Consider the following 17420-nt stretch of genomic DNA (forward strand, 5'->3'; position numbering starts at 1 on the left):
CTGTTCTCGTTAAATTCAAATACTGGATTGCTATTAATAGATAAACATAGCGTCGCCGAAGCTGAAGAAACGATACTGCTCACGCACAGCTTCTTCATAGGCTTTCATTACCGCATCCCGTCCTGCAAGCGCGCTGACAAGCATAACGAGCGTAGACTTCGGCAGATGGAAATTCGTCAATAAGGCGTCTACCATCCGGAATGTATATCCAGGGAAGATAAAGATGTCCGTCCACCCGCTGCATGCCTCGATAGGCTTATCTGCGAAACGTCCGGCTACTGTCTCCAGCGTTCTAGCTGAAGTTGTACCTACTGCGATCACTCTTGAGCCTCTTGCCTTAGCTTCATTAATTAGAATGGCGTTCTGTTCATCCAGCTCATAATACTCCGAATGCATCGTATGCTCTTCGATCGTCTCGACCGACATCGGACGGAAAGTGCCTAAGCCGACATGAAGCGTCACATACGCCAGCTTAACTCCTTTGTCTGTCAACTGCTGTAGAAACTGTTCCGTGAAATGTAAGCCTGCTGTTGGAGCAGCCGCCGATCCTTCATGCTTCGCATAGACCGTCTGATAACGCTCCCGCTCCTCCAATCTCTCCTTAATATACGGAGGCAGGGGCATCTCGCCAAGACGATCAAGCAGCTCCTGGAATATGCCTGTATATTCGAATCGAAGGGTTCGGCCGCCCATCTCACCTTCATCTTCTATGACTGCACGAAGCAGCGGACCTCCACTGCCATCATCTCCGAACCACAGCTCAGTGCCAATCTTAATCCGTTTGGCAGGCTTGGCCAATGCTTCCCAGCGGTCGCCTTCCAGCTGCTTAAGCAGCAATAGCTCTACTTTGGCACCAGTATCGCCTTTGATACCCATTAGCCGAGCGGGGATTACTCTCGTATCATTCAATACGACAACATCGCCCTCCTGCAAATATTCAGCCAGGTCCGTAAATATGCGATGCTGAATATCGCCAGTGCTGCGATCTAGCGTCAACAGCCTTGAAGCGCTTCGCTGCGCCAGTGGAGTCTGAGCTATCAAATGCTCAGGCAATTCAAAGTCAAACCAATCTACATTCATCTGATTCAATCATTCCTTAGCGATGGTTACATCTTTATAGTAGTATTGCAAGATATAGGAATAGTCATACCCCGACTGTGCAAGCGAGAGTGCACCATATTGAGATAGACCGACACCGTGTCCATTCCCTGTTCCCGTAAACCGATAGGTGATTTCTTTCGTAGAGGCCCGAACCTTCCCATCCCCATTCATAATGAACAGATTGGAATCAGCCTGCTTGACACTGCCTCCAGCACCAATGACATATACGGCCCCTGTATCATTCGGTTTCGTCCTTGATGCATTGCCCCCACCAAGTATCGATACCTTCGCTGTCTCATCTACCTTGAACAAGGTGCTGGGCAATCCGCCGAGTGCCGGGCGGAGATTAACAGGATATCTCACAGGAAGCACCTTCCCGTTCACCTGCATCTCGATTACCCGCCCAGACGGTCCTTGCTTGCTAACCTCGAGCGTCGTAATCGGTCCTGCAACGGCAGATGTTGTCTGCCCCTTCATCGAAGCAACAAGCTCAGCCGACGTATATGGACCTCTTACCCATGACATTTGATTATTTTGCACGACTTTTTCTAATATAGCAACCTTTGTACCTTTATCCAATTGCCCGATTAAGGCTGCAGTGTCGTCAATAATTGGCATCTTACGAACCTTCGAGCCATCTGTATTCACTTGCATAATCGCTAATCCAGCTTCATTCTTACTGCCAGTATCGTCGAGCAGATCCTCACGAACATAGCCAGTTGAGCCGCTCGCTAGCACTACTCTATACCAAGAATAGAGCCCTTTCTCGGATGAGCTGTCGGGGCTGGACACGCTTTTGAGATAGGCTACTGCATTGCCCCATATCTCTGTTGCATCTGCCGACACCCCACCTGTGCTGGAGGAGAATAGTGCTTCAATTAATTTGCCATTATAGAGGATGACCTCACCAGCTGTCGCGTCTACTGCCTCAATTGTAGAAGGCTTCTCCGCTCCTGTACCGCCGTATACCTGACTGTTGACGCTGTCTACGACATGAGCGATTTGATACCCGAAGCCTTGATAGAGAGCATAAGTACGAGCGGATACCGCCTGTGCCTTCAACGCTTCTATAGGCCAAGACGCACTCATTTCTCCACCGACGACAGAATAGAGATACTGCTCGAACGGCAGCTCATTCACTACAGCCAGCTTGCCATTAAACTCACTAATCTCGAATGCTCCGCGGTAAGTCCGGTTATACCGCTCCGTTAGCTTAATCGGATCCGAGGATGCCGGGGCAACCCATACTTTGGAGTCATTCACCGGGAATGTATACATCGTAAGTGAGCTCGAAGCTGCAGCTGTCACTGTATGATCGTTCCGCAGCAGCATATAGGAGCTGCTGCCGGCTGGCTTCAAGCTGCTGCCATCAGCACCCGCTGCTAGTTTCACCAAGTCAAGCTCCGCTGTAGTAGCCACGGCCCCTACCATCACTGAATAGCGAGCCGCAGCTCCTTCGGTCTTGCGGATGGCTACAAACGTATCTACTCCTGCTGCTTCGAATACAGCTGAGGCCTTGACTGCCTCCGCTTGTGTCGAGTAACTGCCCATCTCCAGATGGAGCGGACCCTGCAGCTCTTGCTTGACGCTGGCCGTAAGCTTCTTAATCTCGCTGTCTGCCGTCCATTTGGTCATAGCCGTCGTAGCCAGAGCAGCTGTATCATAAGTTCCTTCCGTTACTTGATACACTTTCTTGCCTTTTTTGTTCAAGGAAGTAATGAAGGCACTGCCAGATAAAGCCTGCAATCTTTTATATACAGATAGAGCCGTATCGAAGCTTGCCGTCTCCGCTACTTTCACCTTGTAATCGTCCTTGGCAAACCGTGCTTGTGCGGAGGCGCCCACCTTCATCCATTCCTCTGTTCCTGCTGGCTGGCGCATACCAATTGATAGGCCTCCTGGTGATGAGAGCGTTGCAGCTGAGGTGTTCACCTGATATTTATTCGGAAACTGCAAGAAAATAGCGACCCTTATTGAATCGAGCTGAGGAACAGCGCCTTGTGAAGGCTTAACGGTCCAAGTTGATACCAGCAGCAGACCGATCAGCGTAACTAATGTCATTCTTTTATAAGACCAAGTTGTTTTCATTTAATCGTTCCCCTTTCCCCATTGGTTGGGTAGATGGCAACTTTCTGTAGAGCAGCTCTGCTCCACTTTGCCGAACCAATCATACCTATGTTTCGCCACGTAGCGATATATTGCATCTCCGATCGGCTTCATGCCAGGTATGGCATATATAGCTGTTAGCGGTCCAAGACCCGCTAGCGTCCTCATAATTCGTATGACTCCGTCTGCACCTGCATAAATATGTCCCTGCTCGTCCGCAACATGAAGCTTCTCGCGAAGTGTCTCATCAGATATCTGCTCCATCCCAGGAACAAGCTGAGACTCATTGCTCAGACGAAGCTTCTGCAGCGTCATGTATTGAATATTCGCCTTCGTACGAAGCTCCTGCAGCCTCGTAATGGTTGCTATGCAGAGCCTGCATTCTCCATCATAGACAACATAAAGCTTTTCCTTATCAGACAAGGCTTAATGTCATCTCTCTGGTATAGGCATACCGAGATGCCGATACGCCTGATCCGTTGCAATCCGGCCGCGAGGAGTCCGCTGCAGAAAACCAATTTGCATCAAGTAAGGCTCATACACATCTTCAATCGTTTGACTCTCTTCACCAATAGAAGCTGCAATCGTATCCAGACCTACTGGTCTGCCAGCGAAGGTAGTCATCATCGCAAGAAGCATCTTGTGATCGATACTGTCGAGTCCAACTTGGTCGACTTGCTGCAGCTCCAAGGCCGCTTGAGCAATCTCATGCGTAATAATGCCGTCTCCCCGAACCTGCGCGAAATCTCGCACCCGCTTCAGTAGACGGTTAGCAATACGCGGCGTTCCCCTTGAGCGCATGGCAATCTCCTGCGCAGCTTCCCCAATAATAGCAATATCGAATATTTCCGAGGAACGAGACACGATATACGCGAGCTCTTCCATGGTGTAGAACTCCAGTCGGCTAATGACCCCGAATCGGTCTCGCAGCGGCGCTGACAGCAGGCCAGCCCTTGTCGTTGCCCCTATTAATGTGAATGGCGGGAGATCGAGTCTAACCGAGCGGGCGCTTGGTCCTTTCCCTATCATGATATCTAGAGCAAAGTCCTCCATAGCCGGATACAATACTTCCTCTACCGTACGGTTAAGCCGGTGGATCTCATCAATGAACAATACATCGCCTTCCTGCAAATTCGTCAGCAGCGCAGCCAGATCGCCGGGGCGTTCAATGGCAGGACCAGAGGTCGTCCGCAAGTTCACGCCAAGCTCATTGGCGATAATGTTAGACAGTGTTGTTTTGCCAAGCCCAGGAGGTCCGTATAGAAGCACATGATCCAGCGCTTCCTTGCGCATCTTGGCCGCGTCGATATATATTTTCAGATTCTCCTTGGCTTTGGATTGCCCGATATATTCAGCTAAATAACGAGGACGAAGACTTAGCTCCATCGCTTGCTCTTCCATCATCAGGTTCGCGGAAATTATTCTATCATCCAACTGTGTTCAGCTCCTTTCCGTTACCCTTTGAACAGCTGCTGCAAAGCTCGTTTAATTAAGGAATCTACCGTATCCCCAGCCGTAACCGTTGGCTGCAGCGCAGCCCAAGCACGGTCCAGCTCTGCCTGTGTATAGCCAAGAGCAGCCAGCGCCTCGCGTGCTTCTTCCCATGCCTTTTCTTCTGCTTGCTCGGATTGAACAGTGTCTGCTCCAAGATTAGTCGCAAACAAGCCTTCATCCGCTATGAAGCTTGACAGCTTATCCTTCAGATCAAGCACCATGCGCTGCGCAGTCTTCTTGCCGATACCCGGCAGCTTCGTAAGGAATGTTAAATTCTCCTGTTGAATGGCATGAATAACTGCTTCCGGCTTACCGCCTGCTAATATGCCAAGCGCAACCCTTGGTCCAATGCCAGACACTTCGAGCAGCTTGCGGAACAGCGTCTGCTCATCTCTAGACTGGAATCCGTACAGCAATATAGCATCCTCGCGGACGTGATGATGTATGTAGACGGTCACAGCTTCTTCTTTGTTCATAAAGGCGTATGGATTAGGCGTAAATACACGATAACCGACATCTCTTACGTCTAGAACAACATATTCAGAATCCACATGGGCAATTAAGCCTCGTAAAAAATCAATCATCGAAGCACCTCATTTATTTTTTGCGATAATACAGCTGAATGTGCATGGCAAATCGCCACCGCAAGTGCATCCGCTACATCATCTGGCTTCGGTACAGCAGACAGCTTAAGGAACATTTTGACCATTTCCTGCACTTGACGCTTCTCTGCTCTTCCATATCCAACGACCGCCTGCTTCACCTGTAGCGGCGTGTATTCTGCAACGGGTAAGCCGCGCTGGGCAGCTGCTAATATGATCACACCTCTCGCTTGTCCTACCGCGAAGGCCGTCGTTACGTTTTTGTTGAAAAACAGCTTCTCTACAGCAACAGCATCAGGCTTGTATTTATCCATCAACGCAACGGCTGAATCATAGATTTGTACAAGGCGCTCTTCTGGCGGCGTATGGGCAGCCGTCTCAATCGAGCCATATTGGACAGGGGTAAGCTTATGTCCGTTCTTATCAATGAATCCGAAACCCGCTATAGCGATACCCGGGTCAATTCCTAAAATGCGCAATACGCCAACTCCCTCAGGTTTTGCCATGCAAAACCACTTCACTCCGTCCATTATAGCAAAAGATGGTGCATATGAGAACACGCGTTTGACGATACCTGACAACTCCCCCACCGAGCTGCCGCACAAAAAAATAAGCTGCCTTAATCATTATTGCTAATGACCCTTGGCAGCTTGTCCTATTATGACATCATAGTCGACCTTTAATAGGTCGGATTCATGACTCTTTCATGATCCTGTACAGCAAAATCACTGAAGGTAGAAAGCACACTGTTATATTCATCAACATCGGAGATTTTGATACCTTGAGAGAGCTGATCCACTTTCTCCTGAGGCAGGCTGCTCTCCATATATTGAACATCTAATTGAAAAAAGGTCCGCACAACCTTCTCTTTCTTCGGCAACCCGTCGAATAGAGTCAGATTCCCATTCCTGTCCATTCCTATATAAGCGTTCGAACGGCATTCATCCGAGAATTCATCGATTTGCTGCTCGAGCAGAACGGTCTGGCCATCCGGAGCAAGCACGGCCTTCCATTCCGGATGGGACATCAGCAGGCGAATAATCTGGGCCGCATCCATACGTCCTAGTGGACGCGTCTCTTCTCCGCAGATGTACTCCCGATGAAGCGTAACCGTCAGAGGTCCCTTATGCTCCTTGAGCAGCTCTATAATGCTTGAATGACTCGCTTCAGGTGTACGCTGATCGACATGAGCTGCAGCATCGGCAGTTGAACTCCATGCAGCTAACAGCAGCGAGGTCATCAAGGCGAGTATTGCACCAAGCATCCAAGATGAACCTCGACGACGGCGGAGATGCTTCTTTATATGTTTCCATAGGCTGAATTCCAACATATTAATGCCCCTTCTTTCTTTTTGACATAGTTTAACTCCAAACTTCCATATATATGCACGGCTGCCCGAAGCATAATGGATCATCACAAGCTATCTCCGAATGCCTTCTATACCTAAAAAAAACGCCCCCCACCCCTAAGAGTGAGAAGCGCTTGATTCTAGTTGGAATGTTAATCTAACGGTTAATCCACGGCCGGCTATTTCTCTTGGATTGACGGGAGCGCGCAGCTACTGTGCGAATAACCGCTTTTTTGCCACCTTTGCGCTGAATCACTGTTTTGCTCTTAGTCTCTTCTTGTGCATCCACCTTGGCTATTGCCTCATCCTCACGCTTATCCTTACAGCCGCATGGCTTCTCTGCTACTCCAGCTGTCTGAGTGGGCGATGTGGAATAGGGGGGGAAAGGAGGGAAGCCCCAAGCTGGATACCCGTAACCATACCCATGAGGGCCGGTACCTGCGGGAGACACATGACCGTGGCCATAGCCATAGCCTTGTGACTCCGGACTAACTTGACCAGGCCATCCTGCGTTCGGACCTATCTCCGCTGGCAATACGCTATTCGGACCCATCTCTGCTGGCATGATGTTCTGCGGCCATGCGTTCGAACCCATCTCTGTCGGCATGATGTTCTGCGGCCATGCGTTCGGGCCCATCTGTGCCGGCATTACGTTATTCGGACCCATCTCTGTCGGCATGATGTTCTGCGGCCATGCGTTCGGACCCATCTGCGCCGGCATTACGTTATTCGGACCCATCTCTGCTGGCATGATGTTCTGCGGCCATGCGTTCGGACCCATCTGCGCCGGCATTACGTTATTCGGACCCATCTCTGCTGGAGACATTTGATTTGAGCTATAGCTATAGCCATAGCCGTGACCATGCCCAGGACCTACATTAGCTGGTGACACCATCCCATGATGATGGCCATGCCCATAACCATAGCCATGATCATATGTGTCTGGGCCCCAGCCTGCTGGTGAGACTCCTCCGTTGTCACAATCAGGGCCGCTATTCACTGGCGATACTGCGCCATGACCGTAGCCGTAGCCATATGTTTCAGGACCTTCATTAATTGGTGACACAATGCCATGTCCGTAGCTGTAGCCATATGTTTCAGGACCGGCATTCACTGGCGATACTGCCTCATGTCCATGACCATGACCATAGCCATGTCCGTAGCCATAGCCGTATGCATGAGCATCAGCTATTGGAATCGTTCCAGGAGGACAGATGAAGTGGCCTGGTCCGTTCTCACTGGCCGGACTGACATTAGCACCGAATGGCATAGGCTGTGCCCAGCCTCCGTAGCCTGTTCCTCCTTGAGCTGGCGATACACTTGGATTACTGTATCCATAGCCGTTGTATATCGGTTGCTGTTGGATTGGCGAAGAAGCTTCTGTTGCTGGAATGTTGAATTGCTGGAATAAATCCATATTCGGTTTGTTCTCTGCATGAATCGGAAGCACTTTCTTCTCCGCAGGCTTCTCAATCGGCAGCGTCTTCGTGGATGGCTTTACAGCAACTGATTTAGGTGCAGGTGCAGGAGCTGGTACATTCGGCTTCACTGTCGGTTTAGGCATTGGCGTCTCAGCAACCGGCGCCACTGGCTTCTCAATAGGGGCAGTCGGTTTGGGCTCAGTAATAGGCGCTGTTGGCGTCTTGCCTGCAATTGGCGAGGTCTGTGTCGGTATTTGAGCGGTTGGCGCCTTACCTGCAGCCGGTGACGTCTGCGTTGGTATTTGACCTGTTGGCTTCTTCCCTACTAACCCCTGCACGCCCTGCATGAGCGACATCGGATGGAGCGGATGCAGTCCGCCTCCAGAAGTTGTTTCATTCATTACGCCCTCAGCTGCAGGCAGCTCGGCGCTTCCATGGCCTGATTTCGGTATGTTGACAATTTCTCCCGTGAGTAGAACATTGGGATTCTTCAGCTGTGGATTGGCCTTAATCATATCCGCCAGAGGCACCCCCCAAGCCTTGGACATCTTCCAGAGCGTATCCCCCTGCTTCACCACATGCTGATGCATAATATCCATCCCGCCAGTGCCTCCTGATGTGGAAGGAATCTTCAGCTTCATACCGACATCAAGAACATCCGGATTTGTTATAGCGGGGTTCAGCTTAAGAATCTCTTCTATCGACACATTATGTTTCTGACTTATGAAATACAATGTATCGCCTTTCTTCACAACATAAATTTTCACCGCTTCAAAACCTCCTGTCACGATCTTTGTATAACCGGCACGGCTAATGCCTGCTATCAATCATTACATCCTATGCAGAACATGGGCAGGTGTCTCCAATTTGGCAAAAAAAATAGTGGAACCCGTCAACTTAAACCCGTTGCGTGGCTCCACTATTGCGAAGAGATCGTTCTATTTCATTAATTGCTCATAGTTAAAGCTTGGATAGCTTCCCAGAATCCGAACCTGGCAGCCCAGAGCTTCAATCTCAGCTATTGCCGCAGGAAGCAGTACGGTTTCCAGCGCCATCTCTACATCAATATAAAAATAATAGTTGCCGAGCTTCTTCTTCGTTGGCCTCGATTCAATTCTCGAGAGATTGATCTTGCGCCATGAGAATGCCGACAATACCTGATGAAGAGCACCTGGATAATCCTCAGGCAAGGTAATGAGAATACTTGTTTTTCTTGTGTCGGAATGACGGGAAGTGAACGGCTCTTCCCCAACAAGCACGAACCTTGTGAAATTATTGTTATGGTCTGTAATTTCACTTCTTAGGACATCTAATCCATTGTTCCCGGCTGCAGTCTTCGTCCCGATTGCTGCCCAGCCTGAACCTGGATTCTCGTTAACGATTCGTACACCCTCGGATGTGCTTCCAACTGTCTCCGTTTCTGCCTGCGGCAGATAAGTACGCAAGAACTGCAAGCATTGTGCAATCGCGACAGGATGGCTGATCACTTTTTTGATCTTGCTGAAATTAATAGTCCCATCTTCCCCAGCTGCTTCGGATTGTCTGCCGATGAGATTCTGAATAGATGGATATACCCATTCTGCCTGGATCGGCAGATCTACCTCATGCACCAGCCAGTCCATATGAAGACTCACAGAGCCTTCAATCGTGTTCTCGATCGGAATAACGCTATATTGACTAACTTTATTTACAGTAGACAGGAAGACATCGGCGATAAGCCGGTGATAGTCCCATTGTACCTCTTGCCTCGCGAACAGCTGCCTTGCCGCTTCATCTGAAACGGAGCCTGCTGGAAGCACTGCGATTGTCTTCATGAGCGAACTTCTCCTTTAATACGATCCATGAAAGATAGCGAAGTCTCGATGCTATTCTCTATCGTAATCTCTGGACCTGACGAACTTGGCTTCAGCCAGATGGTCACTGCTTCTATCCCCTGATTCTTGAGTGTAGCAAGCAGAAAATTCTCCAGTTCCTGCTTCTGGCTGCCAGCCGCATCAACGAATGCAATCAGCGTTGGCCCTGCCCCGCTGAGAGCTGCTCCGAGCGCGCCGAACTCAACAGCGCGCTCCAGAATTTCAGTCATGCCGGGAATGAGCGCTGCCCGATAGGGCTGGTGCAGCCGATCCTTCATGGCATGACGAATGAGTCCAAGCTCGCCGCTAGCCAGCGCCGCGACGAGCAGAGAGCTGCGGCCGACGTTGAACACGGCGTCGGCCATACTGATCTGCGACGGCAGCGCGTGGCGCGCTTTCTCCGTCGACAGCTGGAAGGCTGGAATCGCGACTAGCGTCTCCAGCCGTTCATGCGGCTCCAGCCGTACTTGGTCGGCCCGCTCGCCATCCCATGCGGATACGACGATACCGCCGAACAAGGAGGCTCCGACATTGTCAGGATGCCCTTCCAAGGCAGTTGCAAGCTGGAACAGCTTGTCATTGTCCAACGGGCTGCCAATTAATGCATTCGCTGCGACCAGTGCCCCTACAATAGCGGAAGCACTGCTGCCAAGCCCTCGTGTGAGCGGAATATCACTATACATCGCAATATTCAGTTCAGGAACCGCTACACCAGCTTCCTTGAATACCAGCTGGGCAACTTTATAGATGAGATTAGACTTATCTGTTGGCAAACCCTTCATCTGTTCTCCGTGAAGCTGGAAGGTCGTCTTCTCCGACGCCGACAGCTCGATCCAAGAATAGAGAGATAATGCCATTCCAAGAGTATCAAAGCCGGGACCCAGATTAGCTGTGCTAGCCGGCACTTTCACAATTACGCGGCGATTATTCATAACGGGTAAAGCTCCTTTTCCCACTTATATAATGGTGCATAACGTTGGTGCGGGGAAGATTACCCTTCGACGCGGTAAACACTCTTCACCTTACGAATAACTTCAAGCGATTCGAACGTTTGAAGCACCTTATTAATAGCAGCTTTATTGGCGTCATGTGTGATGACGATAATCTCAGCCACTGGATTGTTAGGATTAGGCTGCTGCAGGACAGATTCAAGGCTCACCTCGAAATCAGCGAATACCTGTGTAATACGTGCCAGTACTCCCGCACGGTCATCTACATGCAGCAATAAGAAATACTTCGAGGAAATCTGCTCATCTGTCTTGAGCTTCTTCTCTTTATAAGTCAACAGACCTTGCTTGCCGTTCACGCCAAGCTTCAGATTCCTAATGACTGCAACCAGGTCAGATACGATTGAGGTTGCTGTAGGCATCTCGCCTGCGCCTGCCCCATAGAACATCGTCTCACCTACCGCTTCGCCATATACATATACAGCGTTGAATACGCCATTAACGGATGCAATTGGATGTGATTGCTTAACCATAGTGGGCTGTACGCTGATGCTGAATTGATCATCCTGACGCTCCGCAATGCCCAGCAGCTTCACTTCATAGCCGAGGCGCTTGGCATACAGGATGTCCTCACGGCTAACGCCGGACATTCCTTGAACAGATACATCTTCAAGCTCAACCTTTGCACGGAAGCCAAGTGATGCAAGAATCGTCATTTTGCGTGCAGCATCAAGGCCTTCCACATCAGAAGTCGGATCAGCCTCCGCATAGCCAAGATCCTGCGCTTCCTTCAGCACATCATCGTATGATGCGCCCTCTTGGCTCATCTTCGTCAGAATATAGTTGGTCGTTCCATTGACGATCCCCATGATCTTCGTGATACGGTCAGAAGAGAAGCCGTCTACAAGTGTCCGGATAATCGGAATACCACCGGCAACACTCGCTTCATACAGTACATCGCAGCTATGCTCCTGCGCTTTGGCCAGAATTTCCTGTCCATGAAGCGCCATGAGATCCTTATTAGCTGTAACGATATGCTTGCCGCTAGCCAGTGCCTCCAGGATGTATTCTTTCGTCGATGTTGTGCCCCCCATAACCTCAACAATGACATCGATGTCCGGGTTATTTATAATTTCCCAAGGATCCTCCGTCAGCTTGGACGAATCGATCGCAATCGAACGGGATTTGGATTTATTCTGAACAAGAATCTTCTCAATAACGATCGGCGAGCCCACTTGGCTCTGCAAATCCTCCTGATGCCCCTCTACGATACGAACAACACCAGTACCTACTGTACCTAATCCTAACAAACCTACCTTAACTGGCTTCATCTATTTCCCTCCATCAACCATTATTCAACCTTGTCCGATGACTGAAGCTTTGCGTACACCTTGTTCGCTGCGAAGTACTTCTATAAGTGCTGACAGCTCACCTGTAAGCTGTGAAATATCGACAGAAAGAACGACATTGGCATAGCCCTGAAGCGGAATACTCTGATTCATAGTCAGTACGCTTCCTTCAAGTCCAGCCACTAAGGCGAGAACCTTCGACAATACGCCGGAACGATGCTCCAAATCCATCGATATCGTTACGATACGCTCGCGTTCAAGCTCCTGCAGAGCATATACACCATCTTTATACTTATAGAATGCACTCCGGCTCAGTCCTGCTCGCTCAACTGCCTCATGTACGGTTGCCGCATCTCCCCGTCCAAGCATTTCCTTCACTTGAATGGTTTTTATAATCGCTTCCGGCAGCATATCCTCCCGAACGACATAATAACGTTGCGCCATTATTCGTCCTCCCTACAAAGACAATTGTACTTCTATAATGGACATTATATCGGAATATGCAGGTCGCGGCAATAGGCAAAAAAAAAGACGGCTTGCGCCGCCTTCTACAGGTTTCCCTAAACGATATAATCTCTGCCTTCAAAAAATTCAAACGTGAAGTCTGCAATACGTACCGTATCGCCATCCTTCGCGCCTTTTTTCCGAAGAGCTGCATCTACACCCATTTTACGCATAATTTGAGCGAAGCGCATAATCGCATCGTAGGAATTCATATTCATACGCTTCAAATAATTCTCAATGCTGACGCCTTCAACAACATAGATCTCATCTTCTCTGCGAACAGTGAATGAAGTGTCATCCTTCTTCTCAAGCGTGTATACTTTACGCTCAGAGATTTCCTTCACATCCTCAATGTCCAGCTCCTCAGGAATAGCGTCCAGTGTGTCAGCCGCTTTGTACAGCAGCTCCTGAATACCTTGCTTCGTGAGGGAGGAGATAGGAACGATCATATATTCCCGCTCGCCGCTCGCTTCCTCTACCTGCTGCTTGAACAGCTCCAGGTTGTCAGCCGCTTCCGGCATGTCCATCTTGTTGGCTGCAATAATCTGTGGACGATGAGCCAGCTTCTCGTTGTACAAGACCAGCTCTTCGTTAATTTTATTCCAATCATCGAATGGATCGCGTCCTTCTGAGCCGGCCATATCCACAACGTGTATAATGACCCGAGTCCGCTCTACATGTCGCAGGAATTCATGTCCAAGCCCCACGCCTTCGTGAGCGCCCTCAATAAGTCCAGGCAGATCCGCCATAACGAAGCTGCGTCCTTCACCTACATCAACAACCCCTAGGTTAGGTGTAATCGTTGTAAAATGATACGCGCCTATCTTCGGCTTCGCTCCTGATACGACTGACAACAGCGTGGACTTGCCTACACTTGGGAATCCAACTAGACCAACATCGGCCATAACCTTAAGCTCAAGTGTAATCCAGCGCTCCTGACCTTCTTCACCGTTCTCCGCAATATCTGGAGCCGGGTTGTTCTGGGTAGCGAAGCGAGTATTGCCTCGTCCGCCTCGTCCGCCTTTGGCAACGACTACCTCTTGTCCATGACGAGTCAGATCGGCGATGATTTCTTGTGAATCATCATCGATAATAACCGTGCCCGGAGGAATGCGTACGATCATATCGTCTGCACCTGCTCCATGCATGTTCTTCACTTTGCCCCGCTCGCCAGCTGGACCTTTAAAGTGCTTCTGATAACGGAAATCCATCAGCGTCCGAAGGCCTTCATCCACTCGGAAAATAATATCTCCGCCTCGGCCTCCGTCTCCGCCAGCTGGTCCGCCCTCCGGCACGTATTTCTCTCGACGGTAGGAGACGATTCCATTGCCCCCATTGCCGCCTTTTACAAATATCTTCGCTTTATCGACAAACATGATGTGCCCCCGTTCAAGCGCGCAATTTTGACTTCAGCAGAATTTTATCCTGCAGATGCTCTAGTTCAATCAACTGCAGGGGCGCGCCTTCCAACTGCTGTTTTATTTGGTTAGTCAACTGCTCTTCACCAGTCAGCTCGCCTTGATAATAAAATGCCGCAAACAACGTCTGACCATCCGTCGACAGCTCTAATGTTAGAGTTGACGAATCGCCAAAACCGGGCTTAACTGCGAACCGATAAGCATTAATGAGCTGCATCAACGTTTCTGCAACCTCTTGGCCGTCAATTGGCAGCTCACTTATATTTATATCCTGATCAATCTTCACATGAAGCTGCAAAGAATTCGTTAGTGTGCGGAAGGATTGAATATAACTAACTAGTGAAGGTACTCCAAGCTTCGCAATCTGACTTTCTAGCATCATACGATCTCTTATTTTGTCCACGTATTCCACCGCTCTATCCGGCTTTTTCATCCGAATATAGCCATACAGAACCTGCAAATCATTCATCCAATCATGTCGATGATGATTAAGCGTCCTTATTCCTGCGGCCTGCAGCGTATGTACTGTACGTTCCAGCCGCTGTGTATGCTCGCTACGTTCAGCCCATATCCATATTGCCGCTGCTGTCGTCAGCCAAACGAGAAAAAGTGCAAGTAACCATACTGAAGAAGGCCAGATGAGCACAGCAGCACACGGCAGCACAATTGAGGCTGCAGCTGCCCTTTTTGCCGTTCTTATGCGATCCATCATTTGATCCCACTTTCTGCTTGTTTCCTAGCTTATCCAGTATAGCATGCAAGTATAATCTGCTGAAAGGTCTTGAAGAAGCAAAAAAACCCGGCCTATCATTCAGGCCGGGGCTCTTGCTGCTATTAGGCTTCTACTGCTGCGGCTACCGGAGCCAGATCAACTGGATATACGCTCACTTTTTTGCGATCGCGTCCCCAACGTTCAAACTTAACGACGCCGTCCACTTTCGCGTACAGAGTGTCGTCTTTACCGATGCCCACATTGTTGCCTGGGTGAATTTTTGTTCCGCGTTGACGGAACAAAATGCTGCCACCAGATACGAGTTGACCGTCAGCACGTTTAGCGCCAAGGCGCTTCGAGTGACTGTCACGTCCGTTCTTTGTGGAACCTACACCTTTCTTCGATGCGAAAAGCTGAAGATTCAATTTCAACATGGTTATTTCCTCCTTCATTAAAGAAGTTGTTCTTGCATAATGACATATTTGCCATATGATGATGCGATTGTGCCGAGCATAACCGCCATCGATTCAAGTAAAAGCTGTACCTTCTCATCCGCTTCCTTGTTGTCCTGCTCTGGAATATCCGAGGATAACCAGCCATTCTTCATGGAATACGGCAATTCGAGGCTTGCTAACGCTTCAATAGCATTGACGGTACCAACCGTTACGGCCGATACACCAGCGCAGACGATGTCTTTGCCGGCCTTTGCATATTTCGCATGTCCTTGGACATTGAAAGCTACAATCCGTCTGTCAGCGGCTCTCCGTGTGATTGTAACTGATATCATAGAAAATCCCTCTTACGCTTGGATTTTCTCAATCGTTACTTTCGTATACGGTTGACGATGACCTTGTTTACGACGGTAGTTCTTTTTGGCTTTGTATTTGTAAACGATGATCTTTTGGCCTCTGCCTTGTTTCTCGATTTTGCCAGAAACAGTAGCGCCGGAAATAACCGGGGTTCCAGTTACAAGACCTTCACCTTTGGACACGGCCAAAACACGGTCGAACGTTACGTTCTCTCCTGCGTTAACGTCCAGTTTCTCGATGTAGATTACATCGCCTTCCTGAACTTTGTATTGCTTACCGCCAGTTTCAATGATTGCGAACATAGATGGTGCACCTCCTTATTGTCGAAGACTCGCCTGACCCAGGTGGCAACGGCTTACGCCAGTTACGCTTATAACCCGATCGGAGCGGTATCTGCTTGTCTGTTGCCGAATAGCAATATCAGACATAACCAGAACATTCTATCATATATTGATCAATAGATCAACTACTGCCTATAGCATTTCCGATATGGACGCTCTTCTTCCCTGTACCGCCGCAGATGCTGCATCTTTCAGTAAGCTGCTGTACAGCGTTCTCACGTGCCTTTTTGCGTGTCAATTCCAGCAGACCGAGCCTTGTCCAGCCTAGAATTGTACACTTAGTGCGATCGCGCTTCGACCATTCCACCATGCGGGCCAAGACTCGATCCCGATTGGCCTCGTTCTCCATATCAATAAAATCAACGACAATAATGCCGCCGGTATCCCTAATTTGCATCAGACGCGAAATTTCATCAGCGGCTTCCATATTCGTCTTGAATACCGTATCCTCTAGATCGATCTGACCTGTGAATTTCCCTGTGTTGACATCAATTACGGTAAGCGCCTCAGCTTCATCCCAGACAAGCGAGCCTCCGCTCTCGAGCCGGATATGCCTCTGAAAGGCAGCATTCGCTTGATCGGTTACACCGAAGTAATCAAATAGAGGAGTCTGTGAATGATTAAATACTCGCAGTCGATCTGCGAGCTGGGGGATCATTTCTTGCATTAGAATGGCTGCATCCGCATAGCGGGAAGCATCATCTATCCATACCTCGTCCATATCGGAGGTTAACGTATCTCTTACGACGCGTCGCAGCAGGCCAGCTTCCCGATGCAGCTCGGCAGGCGCCTTCGCATGAACTGCTCGTTCAACGATGCTGTTCCACAGCTGCCTGAGCTGTACAACATCTGCTCCCAGCGACTGCTCCGTCTCCTGTGAAGCTGCCGTACGCAATATAACGCCTTCATTCTCATGACGTATCTGTTCCCCGATATGACGCAGCCGCGTCCGTTCGCTCTCACTGTTGATTTTTTTGGATACGCCAGTATAGCCCGCTTCCGGCATGTAGACCAGCCATCGGCCTGGCAATGAATAGTGAGTAGTGACCCTTGCTCCCTTGCCTCCCAGGGGCTCCTTCATCACCTGCACGATCAGTTCTTGTCCAGGGCGGACGAGCTCGGAGATCGGAGGCTTCTGCGCTGGCTGCTTCTCGAGATGCGGATGCAGCAAATCATCTATGTATAAGAACGCATTCTTGCTTAGCCCAATATCGACAAAGGCGGCCTGCATGCCCGGGAGTACATTGATGACCTTTCCTTTGTATAAATTGCCTACCAATCCGCTGTTTTCCGATCGTTCCATAAAAAATTCCAAAAGCCGCCCATCCTTGAGCACGGCTGTCTGCAGCATCCCGCCGTGACCGTGCATCAACATCTGCTTCATCCCGAACATCACCGCCTATACGTTTTTTCTT

General features: G+C 49.6%; 18 protein-coding genes. All 18 read right to left on the minus strand.

Features of this window, described 5'->3' with window-relative positions; genetic code table 11:
• Positions 1-33: 33 nt before the first annotated feature.
• The 18 genes from queA to AC6ESP_RS06955 all read right to left on the minus strand — a co-directional run bounded on the left by queA (position 34) and on the right by AC6ESP_RS06955 (position 17389).
• Positions 34-1080 (minus strand): tRNA preQ1(34) S-adenosylmethionine ribosyltransferase-isomerase QueA, encoded by a 1047-nt coding sequence (gene queA, locus AC6ESP_RS06870; protein WP_497096102.1) that lies wholly within the window; start codon positions 1078-1080, stop codon positions 34-36.
• Positions 1081-1089: 9 nt separating this feature from the next.
• Positions 1090-3189, minus strand: coding sequence for a SpoIID/LytB domain-containing protein (locus AC6ESP_RS06875; RefSeq protein WP_497095955.1), 2100 nt, complete (start codon positions 3187-3189; stop codon positions 1090-1092).
• A complete protein-coding gene (locus tag AC6ESP_RS06880; protein ID WP_497095956.1) occupies positions 3190-3630 on the minus strand; it encodes a thiol-disulfide oxidoreductase DCC family protein in 441 nt (146 codons plus the stop codon).
• A 9-nt stretch (positions 3631-3639) separates the two neighbouring features.
• A complete protein-coding gene (gene ruvB, locus AC6ESP_RS06885) occupies positions 3640-4641 on the minus strand; it encodes a Holliday junction branch migration DNA helicase RuvB (protein ID WP_497095957.1) in 1002 nt (333 codons plus the stop codon).
• A 20-nt stretch (positions 4642-4661) separates the two neighbouring features.
• A complete protein-coding gene (gene ruvA, locus AC6ESP_RS06890) occupies positions 4662-5285 on the minus strand; it encodes a Holliday junction branch migration protein RuvA (RefSeq protein WP_497095958.1) in 624 nt (207 codons plus the stop codon).
• The gene (gene ruvC, locus AC6ESP_RS06895; RefSeq protein WP_497096103.1) at positions 5282-5782 is read right to left on the minus strand and encodes a crossover junction endodeoxyribonuclease RuvC; all 501 of its coding nucleotides are present in this window, start codon (positions 5780-5782) and stop codon (positions 5282-5284) included. Before ruvC ends, ruvA begins: the two co-directional genes overlap by 4 nt.
• Before the next feature lie 200 nt (positions 5783-5982).
• On the minus strand, positions 5983-6567 hold the full coding sequence (locus AC6ESP_RS06900; protein WP_497095959.1) for a BofC C-terminal domain-containing protein: 585 nt from the start codon (positions 6565-6567) through the stop codon (positions 5983-5985).
• Between the two features lie 241 nt (positions 6568-6808).
• Positions 6809-8839, minus strand: coding sequence for a LysM peptidoglycan-binding domain-containing protein (locus tag AC6ESP_RS06905; protein WP_497095960.1), 2031 nt, complete (start codon positions 8837-8839; stop codon positions 6809-6811).
• 171 nt (positions 8840-9010) lie between these two features.
• The gene (gene pheA / locus AC6ESP_RS06910) at positions 9011-9886 is read right to left on the minus strand and encodes a prephenate dehydratase (protein WP_497095961.1); all 876 of its coding nucleotides are present in this window, start codon (positions 9884-9886) and stop codon (positions 9011-9013) included.
• Entirely contained in the window at positions 9883-10857 is a 975-nt protein-coding gene (thrB, locus tag AC6ESP_RS06915) for a homoserine kinase (protein WP_497095962.1), read from the minus strand. The genes pheA and thrB overlap by 4 nt, the downstream gene beginning before the upstream one ends.
• A gap of 59 nt (positions 10858-10916) precedes the next feature.
• The gene (locus AC6ESP_RS06920) at positions 10917-12203 is read right to left on the minus strand and encodes a homoserine dehydrogenase (RefSeq protein WP_497095963.1); all 1287 of its coding nucleotides are present in this window, start codon (positions 12201-12203) and stop codon (positions 10917-10919) included.
• Positions 12204-12227: 24 nt separating this feature from the next.
• Positions 12228-12665, minus strand: a complete 438-nt coding sequence (locus AC6ESP_RS06925) for an ACT domain-containing protein (RefSeq protein WP_497095964.1) — start codon at positions 12663-12665, stop codon at positions 12228-12230.
• Between the two features lie 116 nt (positions 12666-12781).
• The gene (gene obgE / locus AC6ESP_RS06930; RefSeq protein ID WP_497095965.1) at positions 12782-14101 is read right to left on the minus strand and encodes a GTPase ObgE; all 1320 of its coding nucleotides are present in this window, start codon (positions 14099-14101) and stop codon (positions 12782-12784) included.
• Between the two features lie 13 nt (positions 14102-14114).
• On the minus strand, positions 14115-14855 hold the full coding sequence (locus tag AC6ESP_RS06935; protein ID WP_497095966.1) for a Spo0B domain-containing protein: 741 nt from the start codon (positions 14853-14855) through the stop codon (positions 14115-14117).
• 122 nt (positions 14856-14977) lie between these two features.
• Complete coding sequence (gene rpmA / locus AC6ESP_RS06940) at positions 14978-15289, minus strand: 50S ribosomal protein L27 (protein ID WP_497095967.1); 312 nt, start codon at positions 15287-15289, stop codon at positions 14978-14980.
• Positions 15290-15306: 17 nt separating this feature from the next.
• Positions 15307-15642 carry a ribosomal-processing cysteine protease Prp gene (locus AC6ESP_RS06945; protein WP_497095968.1) on the minus strand — a complete coding sequence of 112 codons (336 nt, stop codon included), beginning with the start codon at positions 15640-15642 and terminating at the stop codon, positions 15307-15309.
• 12 nt (positions 15643-15654) lie between these two features.
• Positions 15655-15966 (minus strand): 50S ribosomal protein L21, encoded by a 312-nt coding sequence (gene rplU, locus AC6ESP_RS06950; protein WP_497095969.1) that lies wholly within the window; start codon positions 15964-15966, stop codon positions 15655-15657.
• A 160-nt stretch (positions 15967-16126) separates the two neighbouring features.
• The gene (locus AC6ESP_RS06955) at positions 16127-17389 is read right to left on the minus strand and encodes an Rne/Rng family ribonuclease (protein ID WP_497095970.1); all 1263 of its coding nucleotides are present in this window, start codon (positions 17387-17389) and stop codon (positions 16127-16129) included.
• Between the last annotated feature and the right edge of the window lie 31 nt (positions 17390-17420).

This window comes from Paenibacillus xinjiangensis, assembly GCF_059686975.1.